The sequence below is a fragment of the Streptomyces sp. CNB091 genome (assembly GCF_000377965.1).
The window spans coordinates 426224-450363 of sequence record NZ_KB898991.1; the positions used below are offsets into that span (position 1 = coordinate 426224).

The window sequence follows — 24140 nt, forward strand, 5'->3', positions numbered from 1 at the left end:
TCCGGGGCAGCGCCCCGGCCCCCGCCCGCCGCGGGCAGGCGGCGACCTACGCCAGCCCCCTCCGCGCCACGGCAGGCGCCCGATGCCCGGCAACGGACGCCACCATGTCCAGGACCTGCCGCGTCTCCGCCACCTCATGCACCCGGTACACCCGCGCGCCCAGCCACGCCGAGACCGCCGTCGTCGCCAGCGTGCCGATGACGCGCTCCTTCACCGGCCGGTCCAGCGTCTCGCCCACGAAGTCCTTGTTGGACAGGGACACCAGCACCGGCCACCCGGTCTCCGCCATCTCCCCGAGCCGCCGCGTCGCCTCCAGCGAGTGCCGGGTGTTCTTCCCGAAGTCGTGCCCCGGGTCGATCATGATCCCGTCCGGCCGCACCCCGAGCCCCACCGCCCGCTCGGCCAGCCCCACGGTCACCCGCAGGATGTCCGCCATGACGTCCTCGTACGCGATCCGGTGCGGCCGGGTCCGCGGCTCCGCGCCGCCCGCGTGCGTGCACACGAGGCCCGCCCCGTACCGCGCGGCGACCTCCGCCAGCTTCGGGTCGACCCCGCCCCACGCGTCGTTCAGCAGATCCGCCCCGGCCTCGCAGACCGCCTCGCCGACATCGTGCCGCCAGGTGTCCACGCTGATCACCACGGACGGGTGGCGGCGACGGACCTCGGCGACGAACCCGACCGTGCGGCGCGCCTCCTCCTCGGCGCTCACCTCCTCGCCGGGACCCGCCTTCACCCCGCCGATGTCGATGATCGCGGCGCCCTCGGCCACCGCCTGCTCGACCCGGGCCAGCGCCGGCTCGTCCCCGAAGGTGGCGCCCTGGTCGTAGAAGGAGTCCGGGGTCCGGTTCACGATCGCCATGATCACCGGCTCGTGCGGTCCGAATTCCCGCCGCCCCAGCCTGAGTGCACCGCTTCGCATCCCGTGTTTCCTCCTCAGATAGCCCGCCTGCGACCCTAAGGCCTCATCGGGCCGGCCCCGACTTGTCCGTGCCGCATGGCACGATCGGAGCCGGACGAGGTTTCCGCCCCCGGGGAGATGCGCGTGTTCTGGTTCTTGCTGCTCACGATGGTCGTGGTCGTCACCGCGGTCACCCTCGCGGTGGTCGGAGGCGGTGGGAGCGCCGTGCTCCAGGACGTCCCGCCCGACCGGTTCACCGATCCGCTGCCCGCGACCCGCCCGGTCGGCCGCGCGGACATCGAGGCGCTGCGCCTGCCGATGGCCCCCCGTGGCTACCGGATGGCGGACGTCGACGAGGCGCTGTCCCGGCTCGGCGCCGAACTGGCCGAGCGCGACGCCCGGATCGCCGAGCTGGAATCCGCCCTGGCCGGGGTGCAGGCCGCAGCGGTGACGACGGGCACCGACCTGTTCAAGCAGCCCGGCGACCGGCCCGCGGAACCGGGCGGCCACGCGAACGGCTCGGACCGCGCCGAGGAGGACGGGCGATGAGCGGCGCGGCCGTGGCCGCCCCCGACGGCGGGCTCCGCTGCCCGTGGGGCCTGTCCGCCGAGGACTACCTCGCCTACCACGACACCGAGTGGGGCCGGGCGGTCCACGGGGACGACGCCCTGTTCGAGCGGCTCTGCCTGGAGGCCTTCCAGTCCGGGCTCTCCTGGATCACGATCCTGCGACGCCGCGAGACCTTCCGTACCGCGTTCGAGGGATTCCGGATCGAGGCGGTCGCGAAGTTCACCGACGCCGACCGGGAGCGGCTCCTGGCCGACCCGGGGATCATCCGCAACAAGGCCAAGGTCGACGCGACCCTCGCCAATGCCAAGGTGCTCGCCGACTGGTCGGAGGGGGAGCTGGACGAGCTGATCTGGTCCTACGCCCCCGACCCGGCCGGCCGGCCCGCCCCGCGCAGCCTCTCGGACGTCCCGGCCGTCACGCCGGAGTCCACCGCGCTCGCCAAGGCGTTGAAGAAGCGCTCGATCCGCTTCGTCGGCCCCACCACCGCCTACGCGCTGATGCAGGCCTGCGGACTGGTCGACGACCACCTCGCGGACTGCGTGGCGCGCGGCGGCGGGGCGGCGCCGCGCTGAGCCGCGGCTACTTCCCCAGGTAGACCGGCTTCTCCTTGGCCAGGAACGCCTCCACCGCGATGGTGTGGTCCTGCGACGCGCCCGCCCGGGTCTGGAGTTCGTCCTCCTTCTCCAGCGCCTCGGCGAGCGTGTGCCCGGCGCCGTACGCCATCGACTCCTTCAGCGCCGCGTACGCCACCGTGGGGCCGTCCGCCAGGGCCCGGGCCACCGCCGCCGCCTGCCCGGCCAGCTCGGCCGCGGGGACGACCCGGTTGACGATCCCCAGCTCGTACGCGTCCTGCGCGGAGATCGACCGCGGGAAGAACAGCAGATCGGCGGCCCGGCTCTGCCCGATCAGCCGGGGCAGCGTCCAGGACACGCCCGAGTCCGCCGTGAGCGCGACGCCCGCGAACGAGGTGTTGAAGGAGGCGGTGTCGGCGACCACCCGGTAGTCGGCCGCGAGCGCGAATCCGAACCCGGCCCCGGCCGCGACGCCGTTCACCCCGGCGACGACCGGCTTCGCCATCCCGGTGATCGCGCGCACGATCGGGTTGTAGTGCTCCCGCACCGTGCTCAGCGCGTTCCCGCCCCCCGCCTCGCGGGTGGCCGTGAGCGTGGCGACGTGCTCCTTGAGGTCCTGGCCGACGCAGAAGGCGCGCCCCGTGGCCGTGAGCAGCACCGCCCGGACCCCCGCGTCCGCCGAGGCCGCCAGCAGCGCGTCCCTCAGCGCGGCCTTCGCCGCGGTGTTCATGGCGTTCATCGCGCCGGGTCGGTTGATCGTGATCGTCGCGAGACCTTCGCTCACGTCGTACAGGACGCTGTTCGCCGGCTCGTCGGCCATTCCGGTATCCCCTCGCTGCTCGGGCATCGTTGCCACTGCAGGCAAGCATGGCCGATCCGGAGCTGGGCAGAGATGTGAGACGCGTCTAACAATTGGCTCTCACCTGGGGGTCCGGGGCGGCGCAGTATCGCAGCCGGATCGCCGAATTGGGTGGTTTTGAGAGAGCGCGTTGCGCAAGCGATGCACACCGATGTTGGTCATCGGGGTCATTGATGCGGGATAATGGCGAAGAAGCAATGTGTTCGATGCCGGTGAGGCAGCGCCTGTCATGGGGCCGCCGGTTGCGATGAGCTGGTTTCAGGAAGGGGAACGAGCATGGCGGCCATGAAGCCGCGGACGGGCGACGGCCCGCTCGAGGTGACAAAGGAGGGGCGGGGCATCGTCATGCGCGTTCCGCTCGAAGGCGGCGGTCGGCTTGTTGTCGAGCTGACTCCGGACGAGGCCGATGCCCTCGGCGACGCGCTGAAGAAGGTCGTCGGCTGACGCGGAACGCCCATCACCTGACACCACTGCCCGGTACGGATTCCGTACCGGGCAGTGGTGCGTCCTGACGGATCTACGTGCTCACCAGGGGGTTCTCCCGCTCACCAGGGGGTTCTCCCGCTCACCACGGGGCTCACCCGCTCACCACGGGGGTTCTCCGTGCTCAGCCGCGCCGGACCGCGCAGAGCAGGCCGTCGCCGACCGGCAACAGGGTCGACATCAGCTCCTGGCTCTCGCGCACCGCCCGCAGCAGGTCCCGCAACCGCAGCACCTCGGCCGGCTGGGCCGCGGAATCGACCGTGCGGCCGTCGGCGAAGACGCCCTCGAAGCAGACCAGCCCGCCGGGCCGCAGCAGACGCAACGATTCAGCGAGCACATCGAGGCTCTCCAGCCGGTCGCCGTCGCAGAAGACGAGGTCGTAACCGCCGTCCGCGAGCCGGGGCAGGACGTCCAGGGCACGGCCCGGGATGAACCGGGCCCGGTTGGTGGCGAAGCCCGCCTCGCGGAACGCCGCCCGGGCGAACTGCTGACGCTCGGGCTCGGGGTCCACCGTGGTCAGGACCCCGTCCGGCCGCATTCCGTGCAGGAGATAGATGCCGGACACGCCGGTGCCCGTGCCGATCTCCGCCACCGCTTTGGCGTCCGCTGCGGCTGCCAGCAGGCGCAGCGCAGCGCCGGTGCCCGGTGACACCGAGCGAAGCCCCAGCTCGCGAGCCCGCTCCCGGGCCCCGTGCAGTGCTTCGTCCTCGGCGACAAAGGCGTCGGCGAACGCCCAGCTCGTCTGCCGGTTGGCGGTAATGACCCTCTCCTGACCCCGTAGTTGGCGCAACGGTGACTGTATCCGCTGGACCCGGGAACCCGCAGATGGGACCGGGCGTTGTGCATGCAGTGGGGAAAGCGCAGTGACCGGGTCCGCGGATCGGACCGGCGAGCTGCGGGAAAGTCCCGGGCGACGCCCGGCCCCAGCAGGGAAAAAGGCTTATCCGGAGCTAACGGGCGAGGTGGCTATGGTAGGGGCTCCACTGGACACCACCAGAGCCGATAGGGGAGGTGCGGCTGCGCCTGTGGACCGGGGAGGGATGCTGCGGCGTCTCCTCAGGTCGGCCGGTGAGCCGAAATCCGTGACCAACATTGCTGACCGTTCTTCCGAAGACTCCGCAACGATCGCGACCTTCGCCTCTGATGCGGATTCTCAGGCGTGGACCCCGCCCTCATGGGAAGAGATCGTCAGCACGCACAGCGGCCGTGTGTACCGTCTCGCCTACCGGCTGACGGGAAACCAGCACGACGCCGAGGACCTGACCCAGGAGGTCTTCGTCCGGGTGTTCCGCTCGCTGTCGACGTACACGCCCGGCACCTTCGAGGGCTGGCTGCACCGCATCACGACCAATCTCTTCCTGGACATGGTCCGGCGCAAGCAGCGCATCCGCTTCGACTCGCTCGGCGACGACGCGGCCGAGCGCCTGCCGAGCCGCGAGCCGTCCCCGCAGCAGGTCTTCAACGACACCCACTTCGACGCCGACGTGCAGCAGGCGCTGGACACCCTCGCGCCCGAGTTCCGTGCGGCCGTGGTCCTCTGCGACATCGAGGGCCTCAGCTACGAGGAGATCGCCGCCACCCTCGGGGTGAAGCTCGGCACCGTCCGCAGCCGTATCCACCGCGGCCGCTCGCACCTGCGCAAGGCGCTCAAGCACCGTTCGCCCGAAGCCCGCGCCGAGCAGCGCTCGCTGGCGGACGCGGTCCTGGCAGGGGAGGGCGGAACGGCGTGAGCGGCACAGGACCCACCCCCGCGGAAGCGCATCTGGGGGACCGACTCGCCGCGCTGGTCGACGGCGAGCTGAAACACGACGCCCGTGAGCGGGTCCTGGCCCACCTGGCGACCTGCGCCAAGTGCAAGGCCGAGGCCGATGCCCAGCGCCGCCTCAAGAGCGCCTTCGCCATGTCCGCCTCACCCTCGCCCTCCGAGGGCTTCCTGGCCCGGCTACAGGGCCTTCCCGGGGGTCCTGGCGGTGACGACACCGGCTCCGGCGGTCCGTTCGGCGGCCGGGGGCCCTTCGCCGACGAGTTCTTCCCCGGGCTGCGGCCCTCCGGCGGCAGCACCCGCGCCGACACCGCACCCTCCCCCCTGGACGGCTTCGGATACCTCCCCGCCACCCACGGCTCCACCGCCGTGCTGCCCGGCGGCCCCGCTTCCGGCTCGGTCTTCCGCATACACGAGGTGGCCCGCGACGCGGACCGCTCGCCCTGGCGCGGGCGGCGCTTCGCGTTCGCCGCGGCCAGCGCCGTCTCCCTCGCGGCCATCGCGCTGGGCGGCACCCTGCCGCTGGACTCCGGCCCCGAATCCTCGCTGCGCGCCGAGGGCGCCGGGAACAACGTCACCCCGCTCGACGCCGCGACCCGCGCCGAGAACGGCGCGAAGGCGGTCAGCCGCCGGGGCGGCGGCGCCCTCGTGGTGACCGGCGACGGCCGGGCGGCCGAGCGGCCCGCGTCCGGCACGGCCCCCGCCGGGATGAACTGGGTGCCCTCGACGCTCACCGGTGCGACACCGGTGGTTCCGGCCGGCGCCTCTCCGGCGAACCGGCAGGGGCCGCCGACCGCCCCGCCGCTGTTCGGCGTCCAGGCCTCGGGCGGGCACCCCTTCACCTTCCCCGTGCTGAACGTGTCCGTGTCGCCGCTGATACGCCCGGCGGTGTCCGGCACCCCGCTGCTGGCGGCGGCGCTCGGCAGCGGTGCGGCGCCCAGGACGAGCCCCACCCCGGTTCCCTCGGGGCCGCCCGCCAACGATCTGGCCAGCCCGCTTTCCCCCCGGCCGTGACCGGACCCTGCGCGGGGATTCGCAAACCTGGTTGAATTCCGGGGAGGGACGCCTCGGTGGGGCGTACAGAGGCCAGTTGCGGGGAGAGCATGGACGACGGGAAGCCCACCGGGCCGCAGGCGCAGTGGTGGAGCCGCCCCCCGGCGGGGCGCGCCGACCGCACGGAGCCGGACAGCGGGCCGGCCCCGTCGGACGCTCCGCCGGCCGAGGACCGGGAGCCGACGCCCCCGGGCCCGGCCCCGGCCCCTGACTCCGCCTCCACGCCGGCTCCGGCCACCACGCTCCCGGCCCCCGACGCCGCCTCGACGCCGGCCCCGGACAGCATGACCCCGGCTCCGCCTTCCGACGCCGCCGGCCGGCCGGCGGTCCACGGCGGCCAGGAGGTTCCGCGCCCCCGCCCGTCCGGGGCTCCGCTGCACGAGCCCGACGAGTACAGCACCCCGCCCTACGGCGGCCCCGGTCCCTGGGCGCCCGCCCCGCCGGTGCAGCGGCCCACCCCCGCCCACGGCACCGTCGTACCGCCGGGCGCCGGAGCGCCGGACCCGCAGTACGCGGCGACGAACGGCGCCGGAATCCCGGCCCCCGCCCCGGTACCACAACCCGCGCCCGCCGACGGCTTCCCGCCCCCGGGGCCCCACGCACCGTCCCAGGCGCACGCCGCCCACGCACCGCACCCGCCGCAAGGAACCCCCGGGCAGCCCCAGGGAGCCCCCGAGCACCAGGGACAGCACCCCGCAGCGCCACCGCACGCGCAGCAGCACACGCAGTGGCTCCAGTACGACCCGTGGGGAGCTCCGGGGCAGCCGCTCACCCGGCCCGGGCCCCCCGACGGCACCGAACCCGGCCGCGGGAAGAAGCGCCGGGGCGGGGCGTTCATGGGGGTGCTCCTGCTGACCCTGGTCGCCAGTGGCATCGGCGGCGGCGTCGGCGCGTACATCGAGCGCAACGGCGGCCTGACCACCGTCGAGCTGCCCCAGGCCGGCCGCGACAACGGCGGCCGGGCCCCCGAGAGCGTCGCGGGCATCGCCGCCAGCGCCCTGCCCAGCGTGGTCACCCTGCACGTCAGCGGCACCGCCGAGTCCGGCACGGGCACCGGCTTCGTCCTCGACGGCCAGGGCCACATCCTCACCAACAACCACGTCGTCGCCCCGGCCGGGGCGAGCGGGGACATCACCGTGACGTTCAGCAGCGGCGAGACGGCCTCCGCCGAGCTCGTCGGCAAGGACAGCGGCTACGACCTCGCGGTCGTCCGGGTCCGCGGGGTCTCCGGGCTCAAGCCCCTGCCCCTGGGCAACTCCGACAACGTCCAGGTCGGAGACCCGGTGGTGGCCATCGGCGCCCCCTTCGACCTCTCCAACACGGTGACCTCGGGCATCATCAGCGCCAAGCAGCGCCCGATCACCGCCGGCGGCGAGAAGGGCGACGGCAGCGACATCAGCTACGTCGACGCCCTCCAGACCGACGCCCCGATCAACCCGGGCAACTCCGGCGGGCCGCTGGTCGACACCCAGGCCCACGTCATCGGCATCAACAGCGCCATCCGCGCGGCCGACAGCGCCCGGGGCCCTGAGGCGGGCGGCCAGTCCGGCTCCATCGGCCTCGGCTTCGCCATACCCATCAACCAGGGCAAGCGCGTCGCCGAGGAGCTGATCAGCACCGGCAAGGCCACCCACCCGGTCATCGGCGTCACGCTGGACATGAAGTACACCGGCGACGGGGCCAAGGTCGGCACGGAGGGCGCCGACGGCGCGCCCGCCGTCGCGAAGGACGGCCCCGCGGCCGAGGCGGGCCTCCGGTCCGGCGACGTCATCACCGAGGTCGAGGGCCAGCGGGTGCACAGCGGCGAGGAGCTGATCGTGAAGATCCGGGCCCACCGCCCCGGCGACGAGCTCGACCTCAAGCTGACCCGCGGCGGCGAGGAGCGGACGGTGACCCTGACGCTCGGCTCGGCGAGCGGCACGTGACGTCCACCGCGAGGTACCGCCCGGACACCTTCGACAGGTACCTTTGAGCGGTCCGGGCGGCTGGGAGACCCGGGCCGCGATCGCACGGAGAACACGCGGAGAACACGAGGAGCAACAAGGTGTTCAATGACATTGGCGCACTGGAGCTGCTGACGCTCGGGGTGCTGGCCGTGCTGGTCTTCGGCCCTGACAAGCTGCCCAAGCTGATCCAGGACGTCACGCGTACCATCCGCAAGATCCGCGAGTTCTCGGACAGCGCGAAGGAAGACATCCGCTCGGAGCTGGGCCCGCAGTTCAAGGACTTCGAGTTCGAGGACCTCAACCCCAAGACGTTCGTCCGCAAGCAGCTGATGGACGGCAACGACGACCTGGGGCTGAAGGAGATCCGCGAGAGCTTCGACCTGCGCAAGGAGATCTCCGACGTCACCGACGCGGTCAACGGGCGCACCCCGATGACGTCCGATACCGCCAACAGTGCGGCGAACGGCTCGGCGGGCGCGTCGGCGGACGGCTCGGTGACCAGCCTCACCAAGACCGGCGACACCGCCCCTGACCTGCTGAAGAAGACCCCGCAGCAGACGCAGCCCGAGCGCCCGCCGTTCGATGCGGACGCCACCTGACCCCCGGTCAATCCCTACTCGTCCGGACGGTATGGCTATTCTCCATCTGTCCGGTTGCGAGGATGCCCAAGCCCGCGGGGGGCGGGCCGCTCCGGATCATGACTGATCGAGGAGGCGGCCGCGCAGATGGAGACGACGAGTCGGATTGATACGGACGGTGTCCCGGGCACGGCCACGGCGGAGGAGGTGCCGGCGAAGCGGCGTACCGTCGACGGTTACCTGGGAGCGACCTTCCCCTGGTACGGCCTGGACGAGGCCTTCACCGGCCCGCGCTGGCTGATGCAGGTCGGCACCGCGGCGGACGGCACGGTGCAGCACGGTGCGACGGGGCACGGCGACGAGCCGTCGGTGAAGTCGGACGGCTCCACCGACAAGGAGCGGTTCGCGGCGGTGATCACCGTGGCCGCGAGCCCCGTGAGACGCAGCGGCGACGGTACGGGCGTGCTCGACGCCACCACGGTGTCCTCGGCGGCCTGGCTCGCGGGCTCCGGCCTGCTGGCGTACACCTGGCCGCCCCAGATGGACCACACCCTGCGCGACGACTGGCTGGACCAGCAGACCGAGACGGCGTTCACGCTCGCCGACGACCTCGGCAGCGCGCCCTGGTCGACGCTCTCCCTCCCGGTGGACGGGGTGCCGGTGGAGTTCCACTACCGCGAGTCCGAGTTCGGCTGGATCCTCGCCGGATCCGCCCACGAAGGCGTGCACATCGGGGCGTACGGGCGGGGGATGAGCGCGTACGGTCTCGGCTTCGCGGCCATCAAGGACATCGAGACGTACGCGTAGCGACGCACACGAGACGTACGCGTAGCGATGTACACGAGACGTACGCGTAGCGACGCACACGGGGCGGGCCGGTCGACCACCGGCCCGCCCCGTGTGCCGTACAGGCGTCAGAACTTGTTGCGCGGGGTGATCCCCAGCGACATGCCGGACAGACCGCGCTGACGGCCGCCCAGCTTCTGGGCGATCGAGCGCAGCGCGCTGCCGGCCGGGGAGTCGGGGTCGGACAGGACGACCGGCTTGCCCTCGTCGCCGCCCTCGCGCAGCCGCAGGTCGATCGGGATCGAGCCGAGCACCGGCACCTCGGCGCCGATCGTCCGGGTCAGCCCCTCGGCGACCCGTGCGCCGCCGCCCGAGCCGAACACGTCGACCATCTCGTCGCAGTGCGGGCACGGCATGCCCGACATGTTCTCCACCACGCCGACGATCTTCTGGTGGGTCTGCACGGCGATCGAGCCGGCCCGCTCGGCCACCTCGGCCGCGGCCTGCTGCGGGGTCGTGACGACCAGGATCTCCGCGTTCGGCACGAGCTGCGCGACCGAGATCGCGATGTCGCCGGTGCCCGGCGGCAGGTCGAGCAGCAGGACGTCCAGGTCGCCCCAGTACACATCGGCGAGGAACTGCTGGAGCGCCCGGTGCAGCATCGGTCCGCGCCAGACCACGGGCTCGTTGCCCGGGGTGAACATGCCGATGGAGATGACCTTCACGCCGTGTGCGGACGGCGGCATGATCATGTTCTCGACCTGGGTGGGCTTGCCGTCCGCACCGAGCATCCGGGGCACGCTGTGCCCGTAGATGTCCGCGTCCACGACGCCGACCTTCAGTCCGTCGGCCGCCATCGCCGCGGCGAGGTTCACCGTGACCGAGGACTTGCCGACGCCGCCCTTGCCGGAGGCGACCGCGTACACCCGGGTCAGCGAGCCGGGCTGGGCGAAGGGCACCTCCCGCTCGGCGGTGCCGCCGCGCAGCGAGCTCGCCAGGTCCTTGCGCTGTTCGTCGCTCATGACGTCGAGGGTCACCTCGACCCGCGAGACGCCCTCGACCCGGGCGACCGCCTCGGTCACGTTCCGGGTGATCGTCTCGCGCATAGGACAGCCGGAGACCGTGAGATACACCGTGACAGCGACTACACCGTCAGGATCGATCTCGACCGATTTCACCATGCCCAGCTCGGTGATCGGGCGGTGGATCTCCGGGTCGTTCACTGTCGCCAGTGCCTCAAGCACCGCGTCTTCCGTAGCCATACAGACGATGTTACGGCGCGGAGCGCTACGGGCGGGTAGCCCTTCAACGGTCGCCTTCGTCACTCTCGGCCGGGGACAGCACCTGCCGGTCCTCCATGTCCCTCACCATGTCCTGGAGTTCCGAGCGGATCCAGTCCCGGGTGGCGACCTCGCCCAGGCCCATGCGCAGGGCCGCGATCTCCCGCGTCAGGTACTCGGTGTCGGCGATGGAGCGCTCGTTCTGCTTCCGGTCCTGCTCGTGCGTGACCCGGTCGCGGTCGTCCTGCCGGTTCTGCGCGAGGAGGATCAGCGGCGCGGCGTAGGAGGCCTGGAGCGACAGCATCAGCGTCAGGAAGATGAACGGGTACTGGTCGAAGCGCAGGTCCTCGGGCGCGAAGATGTTCCACAGCACCCAGATGATGATGATCAGCGTCATCCAGACGATGAACCGCCCGGTCCCCAGGAACCGCGCGATCCGCTCCGAGAACCGGCCGAACGCCTCCGGGTCGTACTCCGGCAGCAGCCGCCGGCGCGGGTCCTTCGGCTGGTCCAGCCTGGTGCGCGGGGGCCGCACCAGGCCCGAGGCGCCGGTCGACGCCGCCTTCGCCCGGTCGTCACCCACCATGGCCGATCCCCTCCTCCCCGTGCAGATCCGTCTCGCGCCAGTCGTCCGGCAGCAGGTGGTCCAGGACGTCGTCCACGGTCACCGCGCCCAGCAGCGAACCGGTCTCGTCCACGACGGGCACCGAGACCATGTTGTACGCGGCCAGATGGCTGGTGACCGTCGGCAGCGGGGTGTCCGGCGACAGAGGCACCAGGTCGCTGTCGACGATCGAGCTGACCAGGGTGAACGGCGGGTGGCGCAGCAGCCGCTGGAAGTGCACCGTGCCCAGGTACTTCCCGGTCGGGGTGTCGTCGGGGGAGCGGCACACGTACACCTGCGCGGCGAGCGCCGGGGACAGGTCCGCCTGCCGCACCCGGGCCAGCGCGTCGGCCACCGTGGCGTCGGGCAGCAGCACGATCGGCTCGGTCGTCATCAGACCGCCCGCCGTCCGCTCCTCGTACGACATCAGACGGCGGACATCGGCGGCGTCGTCCGGCCGCATCAGCGCCAGCAGCCGTTCCTTGTCCTCCTCCGGCAGCTCGGAGAGCAGGTCGGCCGCGTCGTCGGGGTCCATCGCCTCCAGGACGTCGGCGGCCCGCTCCTCCGCGAGCTTGCCGATGATCTCCACCTGGTCGTCCTCGGGCAGCTCCTCCAGGACGTCGGCGAGCCGGTCGTCGTCCAGAGCGGCGGCGACCTCCGCCCGCCGCTTCGGTGAGAGGTGGTGCAGGGCGTTCGCCACATCGGTGGGCCGCAGCCGCTCGAACGTGGCGACCAGACTCTCCGCACCTTGGCCGTGCTCGTCCAGCGAGAAACCGCTGACCGCCGACCACTCCACCGTCAGGGTCTCGCCCTTGCGGCGCAGCGCCCCGCCGCGCCCCTTGCGGACGAAGTACTTGTCGATCTCCCAGTCGCGGCGGGCCGGCAGCTGCTGGATGGCCACGTCCAGGACGGTGACCTCCTCACCGCCCTGGCCCTGGCCGTCCACCAGCCGCACCCGCCGGTCCAGGAACTCGCCGAGGACGAGACGTTCGGTGGGCCGCTGTTCGAAGCGCCGCATGTTGACGACGCCGGTGGTGATGACCTGGCCGGACTCGACGCCCGTCACCCGGGTCATCGGCAGGAAGATGCGCCGGCGGCTGATCACCTCGACCACCAGGCCCAGGATGCGCGGCGGGCGTCCGCCGACCCGCAGCATCGCCACCAGATCGCGGACCCGGCCGACCTGGTCCCCGTTCGGGTCAAAAACGGGGACGCCGGACAGGTGCGAGACGAAGACCCTGGGGGTGACCGCCGCCATCCTCGGCCTCCTTCGTCCGTCCGTGTCCACCGTGTCGTCATGTTCCGCGGGACGGTCCTCGCCCGGCCGTTCCGGCCCGACGCCGCCCACCAGCGGATTTCGCCGGTACGCCGGGATCAGGCTAGCCCTTAACCTCGCACCGCGCCCCGGCGGACCGGTCCGTACGGCTGGCTGCCGGGAGGCACGCGCCTCCCGGGTACGCTGCCGTCTGCCACCCCAGATCGCCGTTGAGAGGCAGTGCGCCCGTGACCTCTTTCGCCCCGGCCGTGCGGAACCATCGCCGGACCGCCCTCGCTCTCGTGTTGTGCGGAGGGCTCACCGCGGCCCTGGCCGCCTGCGGCACGGAGGAGGACCCGGACAAGGGGACCAACGGCGTCGCCAGGCTCTCCGCCACCGAGATCGACGAGAAGGCCAGAGCGGCGGCCGGAGCGGCGAGCGCCGTACGCCTGTCGGGCACGCTCGTCAGCAAGGGCGGCACCTACCGGCTGGAGATGAAGCTCAACGCGGAGGGCGGCATGGGCTCGGTGACCTCCAAGAAGCAGAGCTTCGCGCTGCTGCGGGTGGACGACGAGCTCTACCTGAAGGCGCCGGCGGAGTTCTGGACCCACGAGGAGAGCGGCGGCGGCGAGGGCGGGTCCTCCGACGTGGCGGCCGCCGACAAGCTGGGCGGCAAGTACGTGAAGGTCCCCGAGGGTGACCCCAGCTACCGCCAGCTGCGCGGCTTCACGGACAAGAAGGTCCTGCTCGACGGGCTCCTCGCGCTGAACGGAGAGGTCAGCAAGGGCGGCCGGGACACCGTCGCCGGGCAGCGCACCATCCAGATCCTGGGCGGCAAGGGCGAGGGCGGGGCGTTCGACGTCTCCCTGGAGGACCAGCCGTACCCGGTCCGGGTGGCCCGGGGCGGCGGCGGGGGCACGGTCACGCTGGCCGACTGGGGGCAGGCCTTCCCGCTGGAGGCCCCCCAGGAGGACGACACCGTCGACTACGGCGGCCAGCTCCCCAAGTCCTCCGGCTGACCTGGGCCCCGGACCGCGGGGCCCTCGAACGGCCGCCCGCCGGGCGACGCCCGCTCCTGGCTCAGCGCTTCCCGCGACGCTTCAGCAGCAGCCGGGGGAGCGCCGCCGGGGCCGGCTGCCGGGTGGTTGCCCCGGTCGGCAGCGGGACGGCCGCCAGCGAGGTGTCCGGCAGCGCGGTGCTGACGGTGTCCGGCGTCAGCCGCACCACGGTGCACTCGCGGGCCCACCGCTCCGGCATCGACTCGGCGTCCGGCGCGTTCAGCCGCTTGCCCTTCAGCTCGGCGACCGCCGCCTCCCACTCCTCGGAGTGCGGCGGGAGGAAACGGCACACCGCGTTCCAGGCGACGATCCGGCCGCCCTTGTCCTTGCTCCGTACGGTCACCTCGGCGCGGCTTCCGTCGGCCAGGCCCTCGGGCAGCGGCTGCTCGCCGGGGCCGCCGCCGACCAGATGCGCCGCGCCGTCGTGCCAGACGTGCCAGACGGCACGGGCCGGCCCGTCGCCCCGCACCCAGACGAGACCGGACTTCTTCGTGGCCTCCTCGACGAGGGCCCTCTCCAGCAGTTCGGCGGCGGCATCGGGCGCGGCGGCGTCAGTCATGGGCGCGAGCTTACTCAGCGGCCGGGGCCGGCACTCAGAGCCAGCCGTTGCGCTTGAGGATGCGGTGGATGGAGAAACAGACCACTCCGATGACGCCGAGCACCAGCGGATAGCCGTACTTCCACTGGAGCTCGGGCATGTGGTCGAAGTTCATGCCGTAGACACCGCAGATCATCGTCGGCACGGCGATGATCGCCGCCCAGGAGGTGATCTTGCGCATGTCCTCGTTCTGCGTGACGGTCGCCTGCGCCAGATTCGCCTGGAGGATCGAGTTCAGCAGTTCGTCGAAACCGAGGACCTCTTCCTGGACCCGGGCGAGGTGGTCGGCGACGTCGCGGAAGTACTTCTGGATGTCGGGGTCGATCAGCCGCATCGGGCGCTCACTCAGCAGCTGCATCGGCCGCAGCAGCGGCGAGACGGCCCGCTTGAACTCCAGCACCTCGCGCTTGAGCTGGTAGATCCGGCCCGCGTCCGAACCGCGCGGGCTGCCCTTGGCCGGGGTGGAGAAGACATCGATCTCCACCTCGTCGATGTCGTCCTGTACCGCCTCGGCCACCGCGATGTACCCGTCGACCACATGGTCGGCGATGGCGTGCAGGACGGCGGAGGGGCCCTTGGCGAGCAGCTCCGGATCGTCCTGGAGGCGGTGGCGCAGGGCGCGCAGGGAGCCCTGGCCGCCGTGCCGGACGGTGATGACGAAGTCCCGCCCGGTGAAGCACATCACCTCGCCGGTCTCCACGACCTCGCTGGTCGCGGTCAGTTCGGCGTGCTCCACGTAGTGGATCGTCTTGAAGACGGTGAACAGCGTGTCGTCGTAGCGCTCCAGCTTGGGCCGCTGGTGGGCGTGGACGGCGTCCTCGACGGCCAGCGGGTGCAGCCCGAACTCCCGGGCGATGCCCGCGAATTCGGCCTCGGTCGGCTCGTGCAGACCGATCCACGCGAAGCCGCCCTCCTCCCGCACCCGGAGCATCGCCTCGTGCGGCGTCGGGGTCGCGGGCGTCACCAGCCGGCGGCCGTCGCGGTAGACGGCGCAGTCGACGACGGCGCTGGAGGCGGACGGGTCGCGGGTGGTGTCGTACGCGCTGTAGGGGGCGCTGTTCTTACGGAGGGACGGGCGCAGGGACGGGCGCACGGCGGCGCGCAGGTCACGGATCATCGACATGGCTGGCTCCTTCACGGAGGGCCGTCGGCGAGGGCGTGGAACAGCCCGGAACGAGGACGTGTGCTCACGTCCGCAAAGCGGGCGGCACCGCGCGGGCGCGATGACGGCGTTCGCTACAGACAGGCAAAAACGAAGGGCTCTTCCGTCGCGCGAACTGCTGTCGAGGAGTCATCCGGATACGACGGCGATGTCGGCACCGGGCGACCGACGAGGCGTCGGATCAACGGCACATACGAGGCACGGAAGAGCGATTGGTACTGCACGGTCGACTTGGATCCATAGCAGTCCCCACCTCCTCCGGCCGGTCCCCCGTGGGGGACGACATGTCGTCGGGACGAAGAAGAGCAACGCTTCTGCGTGCTGTCCCGACCGGCGGCCAGGCTATCAGCCGCCCCAGGCCCAATCCCGTACTTTGCCCATTCCCTACGCGATCTATGCTCGCGACATGGCAGAAATTCTCGCTCTGGTCGAGGCCCGTCTCATCTCCGCCCTCGGGGAACCGGACGCCCGCGCCGACGTGACGTTCCTGGGCACCGACCGCATCGAGGTGCTGCGCTTCCACGACGGTGACGTGGTGCGCTACGCGACGCTCGGCATGTCCGGTCAGCCGATGGCCGACCCCACCTCCCCGCTCGCCGACCCGGTGAAGGGCCCCCGCGCCGAGCTGATCCTCTCCGTACGGGGCGGAGTCGCCGACACCGATCAGCTGCTGCGCCCGCTCGCCGTACTGGCCGCCTCCCCGCAGGTCGAGGGGTTGATCGTGGCCGCCGGCGCCTCGCTGGACCTGGGGGAGCCGCTGTGGACCGGGGCGCCGTTCACCTCGGTGCTGGTCGCGGAGTCCGGCGGGCTGGTGGAGGACCTGGAACTGGACGAGCCGATGGACCCGGTGCGCTTCCTGCCGCTGCTGCCGATGACGCACAACGAGGCCGCCTGGAAGCGGGTGCGCGGCGCGCAGGAGCTCCAGGAGCGGTGGCTGGCGCACGGTACGGACCTGCGGGACCCGCTGCGCACGTCCGTAGTCCTGGACTGAGGCCTGTTTCGATAGTCCCGCCTGCTCGGCGACGCCTGGCAGGCGGGACTGTCGAAACACGCCCCAGCCGGGCCTGAGCCACGCTGCGGACGGGTGATCGTCCTTGACGCGAGGACCGGCGGGGAGGACGGTGGGTCTCTATGAGGGGCGAACCCAGTTGCCCGAAGTGCGGTGGCCGGGTCAGGGCGCCCGGTCTCTTCGCCGACGCCTGGCAGTGCTCCGTGCACGGCCAGGTCCACCCGATGCAGCCGGTCATCCCGCCGAGCGTCGAAGGTCTCGGCGTCGTGGTGCACCGCGCGCAGGTTCCCGTCTGGATGCCCTGGCCGCTCCCCGTGGGCTGGCTGTTCACCGGGGTCGCCAGCGCGGGCGACGACCGCAGCGGCGGCCGCGCGAGCGCCGTGGCCTGCTCCGGGCCCGGACCGCTGGGCGGGATGGGCGAGCTGCTGCTGGTCGCCGAGGAGCTCGGCGTCGGGCTCGGCGCGCGGTACGCCGGGATCGACGGCCCGGACCCCGGCCGCCACCTGGACGTCGACTCCGCCCCCGAGGCCAAGGTCCACGCCGCCGGCCGCCCCACCCCCCTCTGGCACGTCAGGAACGCTCCGCCGGACCGCGCCGTCTTCGCGGGCGAGGCGCGGGGGCTGTGGCTGTGGGCGATCCTGTGGCCCGAGCAGTCGGGGCTGCTGATGTACGACGAGCTGGTCCTCACCGACCTGCGGGACGCCGGGGGAGAGGTGGACCTCGTCCCCTGCGGCGCGCTCACCCCCCGCCTGCTCACCGCCCCCGAAGAGCCCCCCCGGCAGGCGACGGACGAACGGTAGGGCCGTGCGCCCGGGCGGTGGCGGGCGCGGGCCCGGGAGCGGGGTCCGTGAGCGGCCGGACATCCGGCGCGCGGCGGTTATCCTTGAGCGGTCCCCCGTCCGCCCGCGAGCCCCGGAGTCAAGCGTCGTGCGCATCGACCTGCACACCCACTCCACCGCGTCGGACGGCACGGACACCCCCGCCGAGCTGGTCGCGAACGCCGCCGCCGCGGGGCTGGACGTCGTCGCGCTCACCGACCACGACACCGTGGGCGGCCACAAGCAGGCCGTCGACGCGCTGCCCGAGGGGCTCACCCTCGTCACCGGCGCCGAGCTCTCCTGCCGCGTCGACGGCGTGGGCCTGCACATGCTGGCCTACCTCTTCGACCCCGCCGACGCCGAGCTGGAGCGCGCCCGGGAACTCGTCCGCGACGACCGGGTGCCGCGTGCCCAGGAGATGGTCCGCAAGCTGCGCGCCCTCGACGTCCCCATCACCTGGGAGCAGGTCGCCCGCATCGCCGGGGACGGGTCGGTCGGTCGCCCGCACGTCGCCGCCGCCCTCGTCGAACTCGGCGTCGTACCCACGGTCTCCGACGCCTTCACGCCCGACTGGCTGGGCAACGGCGGCCGGGCGTATGCGGAGAAGCACGAGTTCGACCCCTTCGAGGCGATCCGCCTGGTGAAGGCGGCGGGCGGGGTCACCGTCTTCGCCCACCCGGCCGCCGTGAAACGCGGCGCGGTGGTCCCCGAGTCCACGATCGTCGCGCTCGCCGAAGCCGGTCTCGACGGCGTCGAGGTCGACCACATGGACCACGACGAGCCCACCCGGGCCCGACTGCGCGGCCTCGCCCGCGAGCTGGGGCTGCTCACGACCGGCTCCAGCGACTACCACGGCACCCGGAAGCCCGTCGGGCTCGGCGCGTGCACCACCGACCCCGAGATCTACGGCGAGATCATCCGGCGCGCCACGGGAGCCTTCCCGGTGCCGGGAGCCGGCGGAGCCGGTCCCCGCTAGCCGGTCCCCGCTAGGCCCCCGCTAGGGCGTCCGGCGGATCACGGCCGGACGACAGCTCCCGGGCCCAGCCCACTTCCACCGCACCACCTTCCGGACTCCCGCGCGCTCCTGTGCGTACCGCCGCGTGCCCGACAGGGCGACGGCCTCCGCCCGGACCCGTGCCCCCTCCGTACCGCCCGCTCTTCTCTCGCAAGGCTCACTGTGTTCGACGTCGCTGTCTTCGGATCCCTTTTTCTCACCCTATTTGTGATCATGGACCCGCCCGGGATCACGCCGATCTTCCTCGCGCTCACCGCGGGCCGCCCCGCCAAGGTGCAGCGCAAGATGGCGCTCCAGGCGGTCATGGTCGCGTTCGGCGTGATCGCCGTCTTCGGTCTGCTGGGTCAGCAGATCCTCGACTATCTGCATGTCTCCGTGCCCGCCCTGATGATCGCGGGCGGACTCCTGCTGCTGCTCATCGCGCTCGACCTGCTGACCGGCAAGACGGACGAGCCGACGCAGACCAAGGACGTCAACGTGGCGCTCGTACCGCTGGGCATGCCGCTGCTGGCCGGGCCCGGCGCGATCGTCTCGGTCATCCTCGCGGTGCAGCACGCCGACGGCGTGGGCGGCCAGCTCTCGGTGTGGTCCGCGATCGTCGCCATGCACGTGGTGCTCTGGCTGGCCATGCGCTACTCGCTGGTCATCATCCGCGTGATCAAGGACGGCGGCGTGGTGCTGGTGACCCGGCTCGCCGGCATGATGCTCTCCGCCATCGCCGTCCAGCAGATCATCAACGGCGTCACCCAGGTCATCCAGACCTCCTGACACCCTCCGCACACCACAGCGCCCCCGCACGGACGTTCCGTGCGGGGGCGCTTCGTCTTTAGCGGCGCAATGCGGTGAGGCGCGGGGCCTCGTCAGGGATCATGAGCCCAGATGCGTTACGAAGCCGAACTGTCGGCCGGCCGGATGTAGAGGCGCCGGCCCGTCGCCGCGGCCTGCTGCACGATCCGGTTGACGGAGGCGGCGTCAACGACGGTGCTGTCCACGGCGGTACCGTCGACGTCGTCGAGTCGCATGATCTCGAAGCGCATAGGGCTTCCCTTCGTCTGATCCTCCTGCTGGAGAACTGCTGGCGCCGGTGGGGCGTCCCACCGGCAAGACTAGGAACGCGAGGTTTCCCTCGCGTTCCACATGGGTGACAACGGCTTGCCCCTGGCAAACATTCCCTACGCTAAGGAAATTTTTTGGATGTCTAAGTACCCGTTGGTAGTCACACCACCACAGACCATGGGGTTCGCATGAACGAGGCGGACCCGCAGTCCCTCGGCGGAGCCGGTCTCGGCGCCCGCCTGGACCGCACCAACGAGCTGCTCCAACGCATGCTGATCGAGGTCTCCAAGACCCCGTCGACGCACGCCATCTTCGTGGACGCCGGCTATGTGTACGCCGCGGCCGGGCTGCTCGTCACCGGCACCGAGGACCGGCGCTCCTTCGACCTCGACGCCGAAGGGCTGATCGAGGCCTTCATCGACAAGGCCCGCACGATCTTCGCGGACAGCAGGCTGCTGCGCGTCTACTGGTACGACGGGGCCCGCCGCCGCATCCACACCACCGAGCAGCAGGCCATCGCCGAACTCCCCGACGTCAAGGTGCGGCTCGGCAACCTCAACGCCAACAACCAGCAGAAGGGCGTCGACTCGCTCATCCGCACCGACCTCGAATCCCTCGCCCGGCACCGCGCCATCAGCGACGCGGCGCTCGTCGGCGGCGACGAGGACCTGGTCTCGGCGGTCGAGGCCGCCCAGGGCTACGGGGCGCGGGTGCACCTCTGGGGCATCGAGGCCGCCGACGGACGCAACCAGGCCGAACCGCTGCTGTGGGAGGTCGACAGTCAGCGCACCTTCGAACTCGACTTCTGCCGCCCCTACGTCACACGGCGGCCCGTCACCACGTACGAGGACGACAGCCCGGCCCCCTCCCGGGAGGACGTCCGCTTCGTCGGCGCACAGATCGCGGCCGCCTGGCTCGCCGCGCGCGGCCGGGAGTCCCTGGCCGACCTGCTGCCCGGCCACCCCTATCTGCCGGGCTCCGTCGACCAGGACCTGCTGGTGGAGGCGGAACGCCTGCTCCAGCACTCGCTGCGCGGCCACGCCCACCTGCGACGGGCGCTCCGCGACGGCTTCTGGCAGCACCTGCAGTCGCAGTACTGACGGAAGCGGGCCGGACGGCCGGCGGCGGCGCCTCCGAGACCGGCGGGACGCGTCGGGAGCGCCGCCGGTGCGTCAGACGGCCGGCAGACCGTCCCAGAACGCGGCCAGCGCCTTCGCGGTCTCCGACGGGCGGGCGGTGTTGGGGGAGTGCTCGGCGCCGGCGATGGTGGTGCGGCGGGCGCCGAGGCGCCGCGCCATGGAGTCGAACAGCTCCACCGGCCACACGTCGTCGCGCTCCCCGGACAGCACGTGGACGGGCAGGCCGACGGCGGCCAGCTCGTCCACCCGGTCCGGTTCGGTGGCCAGCTGGGCCCCGGTGGCGATCAACTGGGCCGGGTGGTGGGCGAGCCAGCGGTGGCGCATGTCCGCACCGTCGCCGGTGTCCGCGTCCTGCGGCGGATCGAGCGCCCGCATCGCCTCCCACACCTCGTCCATGGACAGCACGGACAGCGCGTCGCTCAGCATCTTCACCTTGTCCCGCTGGGCCGCGACGACCTCGGCGGGGCCCGAGGACATCAAGGTCAGCGAGCGGAACGGGGTGGCGTCCAGCAGCACGGCGGCGCGGGCGATCTGACCGCCGAGCGAGTGCCCGAGCAGATGCAGCCGACTGTCCCCACCGCCCAGGGCCGCCGCCTGGGCCAGTACATCGCGGGCCAACTCGGCCTGGGCGTAACTCTCCTGACGGCCCGTCCCTTTCGACTCGTACTGCCCCCGACCGTCCACCGCGACCACCCGGTAGCCCGCCGCGCACAGCGGCTCCAGCAGCGCGATGAAGTCCTCCTTGCTGCCGGTGTATCCGGGGAGCAGCAGGGCGGTGGCCCGTTCCGGGGTACGCGGTACGGCGTCCAGGACGGCGAAGTCGCCGCGCTCGGTCGCCAGGACACGGGCGCGGGCACAGGGCGGCGGGGTGAAGGTGGGCGGGCGGCTCATACGCCGAGGCTATCCCCGCCCGCGCCCTCCTCGCCTCACCGGGCAGCTCATCCGGCGAGAAACGCCGGGAGGCCCTCACGGAGGCACCGGGCAGCGGAACGGCCCCGGCCCCCGCGTGTGCGGGGGCCGGGGCCGTAGGTGGTGCTGGATCGCCGGGAGCGTCAGCTCTCGGTCGTCGTCGCCGACGCCTTGCCCGCCGGGCGGGTGGCGCGACGGCGGCGCGGCTTCGTCTCGGCGGCGGCCTCGCTCACCACGGCCTCGGCCTCGGAGACCACGGCGGCCTCCTGGGTCGCGGTCGAGGTGACGCTGCGGGTGGCGCGGCGACGGCGCGGCTTGGCGTCCGCCTCGGCGGCCGGGGCCTCGACGGCCGGCTGCTCGACGGTTACCGCCTTCGCGGTGGCCTTCTTCGCCGTGGCCTTCGTGGCGACCTTCGCGGTGGCCTTCTCCGTGGTCTCCGCGGTCACCTCGGTCTCCGCCTTCGCCCGGGACTTCGTCGTCCTGGTCGCCCGGGTCTTCGGCTCGGCCGACGTGGCCGCGGCCTTCGGCTCCGACTTGGCCTTCGTCGTGGCGCGGGCCGGACGACGACGCGTCTTCACGTCGGGCTCCGGCTCGGCGGCCGGGGCGATCTGGAAGTCGACCTCGTCGGCCGGCTTCACGATCCGGGTGCGGCGGCGCGGCTTGAGCGCCTTCGGCTCGGCGACCGGCTCCGCGACGCCCGCGGCGACGGCCACGGTCTGGAACTCGGCCGGGGCCGGCGTGGCCGGAGCCGCGGCGACGGGCGAAGCCGTCTCCTCGGCCACCGGCTTCACGGCGGCACGGCTGCGACGGCGGCGCGGCTTGGTCTCCGGCACGGCCTCCGCGACCGGCTCCGCCACCGGTGCGGCCTCGATCACGGGCGCGGCCTCGGCCACCGGAGCGGGAACCACCGGAGTCTCGGCGACCGCCACGGCCGCCTCGGTGACGGCCTCGGGGGCGCTGACGCGGGTACGGCGGCGACGGCGCGGCGTACGCGGTGCGTCGTCGGACGCCTCGGCGCCGGCCGGTGCGACCGCGGCGACCGGGGAGGTCTCCTTGGCGGGTGCGGGCACCGTCGCGGCGCCCTCCTCCGCCGCGGAGCCGCCACGGGTGCGGCGGCGCTGACGCGGCGTACGGGTGCGGGGCTCGCGCTCCTCACGGGCGGGGGCTGGTGCGGCGGCCTTGCGGCCGCGGCCGCCGGTCTCGCCGAGGTCCTCGACCTCCTCGGCGCGCAGACCGGCACGGGTCCGCTCGGCGCGCGGCAGCACGCCCTTGGTGCCCGCCGGGATGCCGAGATCCTCGAAGAGGTGCGGCGAGGTGGAGTACGTCTCGGGCGGGTCCGGGAACTTCAGGTCCAGGGCCTTGTTGATCAGCTGCCAGCGCGGGATGTCGTCCCAGTCGACCAGCGTGATCGCGATGCCCTTGGCGCCCGCGCGGCCGGTGCGGCCGATGCGGTGGAGGTAGGTCTTCTCGTCCTCCGGCGACTGGTAGTTGACGACGTGGGTCACACCCTCGACGTCGATACCGCGCGCGGCGACGTCGGTGCAGACCAGCACGTCGACCTTGCCGTTGCGGAAGGCGCGCAGCGCCTGCTCGCGGGCGCCCTGGCCGAGGTCGCCGTGGACCGCGCCGGAGGCGAAGCCGCGCTTCTCCAGCTGCTCGGCGATGTCGGCCGCCGTGCGCTTCGTACGGCAGAAGACCATCGCGAGCCCGCGGCCGTCGGCCTGGAGGATGCGGGAGAGCAGCTCCGGCTTGTCCATGTTGTGGGCGCGGTAGACGTGCTGGACCGTGTTCTTCACGGTCGTGCCCTCGTCGTCGGGCGACGTGGCGTTGATGTGCGTCGGCTGCGACATGTAGCGGCGCGCGAGGCTGATGACGGCGCCGGGCATGGTGGCCGAGAACAGCATCGTCTGACGCTTGGGCGGCAGCATCGTGATGATGCGCTCGACGTCGGGCAGGAAGCCCAGGTCCAGCATCTCGTCGGCCTCGTCGAGGACGAGCCCGCGGATGTGGGAGAGGTCGAGCTTGCGCTGGCCCGCCAGGTCCAGGAGACGGCCCGGGGTGCCGACGATCACGTCGACGCCCTTCTTGAGGGCCTCGACCTGGGGCTCGTACGCCCGGCCGCCGTAGATCGCGAGAACGCGGACGTTACGGACCTTGCCGGCCGTGAGCAGGTCGTTGGTGACCTGCTGGCACAGCTCGCGGGTGGGGACGACGACGAGCGCCTGCGGCGCGTCGGTCAGCTGCTCGGGCTTGGCGCGGCCCGCCTCGACGTCGGCGGGGACGGTCACACGCTCCAGGAGCGGAAGACCGAAGCCGAGCGTCTTGCCGGTGCCGGTCTTGGCCTGGCCGATGACGTCGGAGCCGGAGAGCGCTACGGGGAGCGTCATCTCCTGGATGGGGAAGGGGGACATGATGCCGACAGCCTCAAGGGCTTCGGCCGTCTCGGAAAGAATACCGAGGTCGCGGAACGTAGTCAGGGTGCTGCCTCTTCTGTGAGACGCGGTCCGAGGCGAACGCTGGGGGTCGTACCGTGCCGGGGTTGGTCATCCGGCCGTGGATGGGCCGGGTGGCGCGGGACCACTGCCGTCGCTCGAGCGCTCGTGCCGCTGAGGGGGCCCCTCAGCTGCGGTCGTACGTGTCGTACGCACCGCGTGGAGGGCTGTCGGGTCGGAGCCGATCGGGCCACCGACCGGGCATCCTCATTCAAGGGCGCGCCTCTGGCACAGCACA

At 72.4% G+C, this 24140-nt stretch carries 25 protein-coding genes; 14 read left to right on the forward strand and 11 right to left on the reverse strand.

Going from position 1 to position 24140, the window contains the following annotated elements; genetic code table 11:
• Positions 1–46: 46 nt before the first annotated feature.
• Entirely contained in the window at positions 47–919 is an 873-nt protein-coding gene (gene folP / locus D581_RS0105840) for a dihydropteroate synthase (RefSeq protein ID WP_018956293.1), read from the reverse strand.
• Positions 920–994: 75 nt separating this feature from the next.
• On the opposite strand from folP, the gene D581_RS0105845 reads away from it, so the two are divergent.
• Both D581_RS0105845 and D581_RS0105850 read left to right on the forward strand, forming a co-directional pair.
• The gene (locus D581_RS0105845; RefSeq protein ID WP_026290250.1) at positions 995–1447 is read left to right on the forward strand and encodes a DivIVA domain-containing protein; all 453 of its coding nucleotides are present in this window, start codon (positions 995–997) and stop codon (positions 1445–1447) included.
• Entirely contained in the window at positions 1444–2040 is a 597-nt protein-coding gene (locus D581_RS0105850) for a DNA-3-methyladenine glycosylase I (protein WP_018956295.1), read from the forward strand. Before D581_RS0105845 ends, D581_RS0105850 begins: the two co-directional genes overlap by 4 nt.
• A 7-nt stretch (positions 2041–2047) precedes the next feature.
• On the opposite strand, the gene chcB is transcribed toward D581_RS0105850, so the two are convergent.
• Positions 2048–2860, reverse strand: a complete 813-nt coding sequence (gene chcB / locus D581_RS0105855; RefSeq protein WP_018956296.1) for a 2-cyclohexenylcarbonyl CoA isomerase — start codon at positions 2858–2860, stop codon at positions 2048–2050.
• Between the two features lie 315 nt (positions 2861–3175).
• On the opposite strand from chcB, the gene D581_RS1000000139400 reads away from it, so the two are divergent.
• Positions 3176–3343, forward strand: a complete 168-nt coding sequence (locus tag D581_RS1000000139400) for a DUF3117 domain-containing protein (RefSeq protein ID WP_003966491.1) — start codon at positions 3176–3178, stop codon at positions 3341–3343.
• A gap of 163 nt (positions 3344–3506) precedes the next feature.
• On the opposite strand, the gene D581_RS0105865 is transcribed toward D581_RS1000000139400, so the two are convergent.
• Positions 3507–4172, reverse strand: a complete 666-nt coding sequence (locus D581_RS0105865; RefSeq protein ID WP_003966489.1) for an O-methyltransferase — start codon at positions 4170–4172, stop codon at positions 3507–3509.
• A gap of 178 nt (positions 4173–4350) precedes the next feature.
• Here D581_RS0105865 and sigE point away from each other — a divergent pair, with 178 nt between their 5' ends.
• The 5 genes from sigE (at position 4351) to D581_RS0105890 (ending at position 9528) form a co-directional block, all read left to right on the forward strand.
• The gene (sigE, locus tag D581_RS0105870) at positions 4351–5112 is read left to right on the forward strand and encodes an RNA polymerase sigma factor SigE (RefSeq protein WP_199787773.1); all 762 of its coding nucleotides are present in this window, start codon (positions 4351–4353) and stop codon (positions 5110–5112) included.
• Positions 5109–6158, forward strand: a complete 1050-nt coding sequence (locus tag D581_RS0105875) for a zf-HC2 domain-containing protein (protein WP_018956297.1) — start codon at positions 5109–5111, stop codon at positions 6156–6158. Before sigE ends, D581_RS0105875 begins: the two co-directional genes overlap by 4 nt.
• 89 nt (positions 6159–6247) lie before the next feature.
• The gene (locus D581_RS0105880; RefSeq protein ID WP_018956298.1) at positions 6248–8122 is read left to right on the forward strand and encodes a trypsin-like peptidase domain-containing protein; all 1875 of its coding nucleotides are present in this window, start codon (positions 6248–6250) and stop codon (positions 8120–8122) included.
• A gap of 119 nt (positions 8123–8241) precedes the next feature.
• Positions 8242–8742 (forward strand): sec-independent translocase, encoded by a 501-nt coding sequence (locus D581_RS0105885; RefSeq protein ID WP_018956299.1) that lies wholly within the window; start codon positions 8242–8244, stop codon positions 8740–8742.
• A gap of 126 nt (positions 8743–8868) precedes the next feature.
• Complete coding sequence (locus D581_RS0105890; RefSeq protein ID WP_018956300.1) at positions 8869–9528, forward strand: hypothetical protein; 660 nt, start codon at positions 8869–8871, stop codon at positions 9526–9528.
• A gap of 107 nt (positions 9529–9635) precedes the next feature.
• On the opposite strand, the gene D581_RS0105895 is transcribed toward D581_RS0105890, so the two are convergent.
• From D581_RS0105895 to D581_RS0105905, 3 genes are read right to left on the reverse strand one after another with little or no spacing between them, the layout of a single operon-like run.
• Positions 9636–10769 (reverse strand): Mrp/NBP35 family ATP-binding protein, encoded by a 1134-nt coding sequence (locus D581_RS0105895; protein ID WP_078625658.1) that lies wholly within the window; start codon positions 10767–10769, stop codon positions 9636–9638.
• Positions 10770–10812: 43 nt separating this feature from the next.
• Positions 10813–11373 (reverse strand): DUF1003 domain-containing protein, encoded by a 561-nt coding sequence (locus D581_RS0105900; RefSeq protein WP_018956302.1) that lies wholly within the window; start codon positions 11371–11373, stop codon positions 10813–10815.
• On the reverse strand, positions 11363–12649 hold the full coding sequence (locus D581_RS0105905) for a magnesium transporter MgtE N-terminal domain-containing protein (RefSeq protein WP_018956303.1): 1287 nt from the start codon (positions 12647–12649) through the stop codon (positions 11363–11365). Before D581_RS0105905 ends, D581_RS0105900 begins: the two co-directional genes overlap by 11 nt.
• A gap of 245 nt (positions 12650–12894) precedes the next feature.
• On the opposite strand from D581_RS0105905, the gene D581_RS0105910 reads away from it, so the two are divergent.
• A complete protein-coding gene (locus tag D581_RS0105910; protein WP_018956304.1) occupies positions 12895–13665 on the forward strand; it encodes a hypothetical protein in 771 nt (256 codons plus the stop codon).
• Between the two features lie 61 nt (positions 13666–13726).
• Here D581_RS0105910 and D581_RS0105915 read toward each other — a convergent pair whose 3' ends face one another.
• Positions 13727–14263 carry a hypothetical protein gene (locus D581_RS0105915; protein ID WP_018956305.1) on the reverse strand — a complete coding sequence of 179 codons (537 nt, stop codon included), beginning with the start codon at positions 14261–14263 and terminating at the stop codon, positions 13727–13729.
• A gap of 34 nt (positions 14264–14297) precedes the next feature.
• Complete coding sequence (locus tag D581_RS0105920; RefSeq protein WP_018956306.1) at positions 14298–15425, reverse strand: magnesium and cobalt transport protein CorA; 1128 nt, start codon at positions 15423–15425, stop codon at positions 14298–14300.
• A 445-nt stretch (positions 15426–15870) separates the two neighbouring features.
• Here D581_RS0105920 and D581_RS0105925 point away from each other — a divergent pair, with 445 nt between their 5' ends.
• From D581_RS0105925 to D581_RS0105940, 4 genes are all read left to right on the forward strand, one after another.
• Entirely contained in the window at positions 15871–16455 is a 585-nt protein-coding gene (locus D581_RS0105925) for a suppressor of fused domain protein (RefSeq protein WP_018956307.1), read from the forward strand.
• 140 nt (positions 16456–16595) lie between these two features.
• Positions 16596–17273, forward strand: a complete 678-nt coding sequence (locus tag D581_RS0105930) for a DUF6758 family protein (RefSeq protein WP_018956308.1) — start codon at positions 16596–16598, stop codon at positions 17271–17273.
• 127 nt (positions 17274–17400) lie between these two features.
• Positions 17401–18267, forward strand: coding sequence for a PHP domain-containing protein (locus D581_RS0105935; protein ID WP_018956309.1), 867 nt, complete (start codon positions 17401–17403; stop codon positions 18265–18267).
• Between the two features lie 201 nt (positions 18268–18468).
• Positions 18469–19074, forward strand: a complete 606-nt coding sequence (locus tag D581_RS0105940; protein ID WP_026290252.1) for a MarC family protein — start codon at positions 18469–18471, stop codon at positions 19072–19074.
• A 116-nt stretch (positions 19075–19190) separates the two neighbouring features.
• Here D581_RS0105940 and D581_RS1000000141575 read toward each other — a convergent pair whose 3' ends face one another.
• Positions 19191–19343, reverse strand: coding sequence for a hypothetical protein (locus D581_RS1000000141575; protein ID WP_018956311.1), 153 nt, complete (start codon positions 19341–19343; stop codon positions 19191–19193).
• Between the two features lie 207 nt (positions 19344–19550).
• Here D581_RS1000000141575 and D581_RS0105950 point away from each other — a divergent pair, with 207 nt between their 5' ends.
• Positions 19551–20462 carry an NYN domain-containing protein gene (locus D581_RS0105950; RefSeq protein WP_018956312.1) on the forward strand — a complete coding sequence of 304 codons (912 nt, stop codon included), beginning with the start codon at positions 19551–19553 and terminating at the stop codon, positions 20460–20462.
• 72 nt (positions 20463–20534) lie between these two features.
• Here the strand turns inward: D581_RS0105950 and D581_RS0105955 are convergent, their stop codons facing one another.
• Positions 20535–21392: an alpha/beta fold hydrolase gene (locus D581_RS0105955; RefSeq protein WP_018956313.1), complete on the reverse strand. Its 858-nt coding sequence runs from the start codon at positions 21390–21392 to the stop codon at positions 20535–20537.
• 161 nt (positions 21393–21553) lie between these two features.
• Complete coding sequence (locus D581_RS0105960) at positions 21554–23821, reverse strand: DEAD/DEAH box helicase (protein WP_018956314.1); 2268 nt, start codon at positions 23819–23821, stop codon at positions 21554–21556.
• Positions 23822–24140 lie beyond the last annotated feature (319 nt).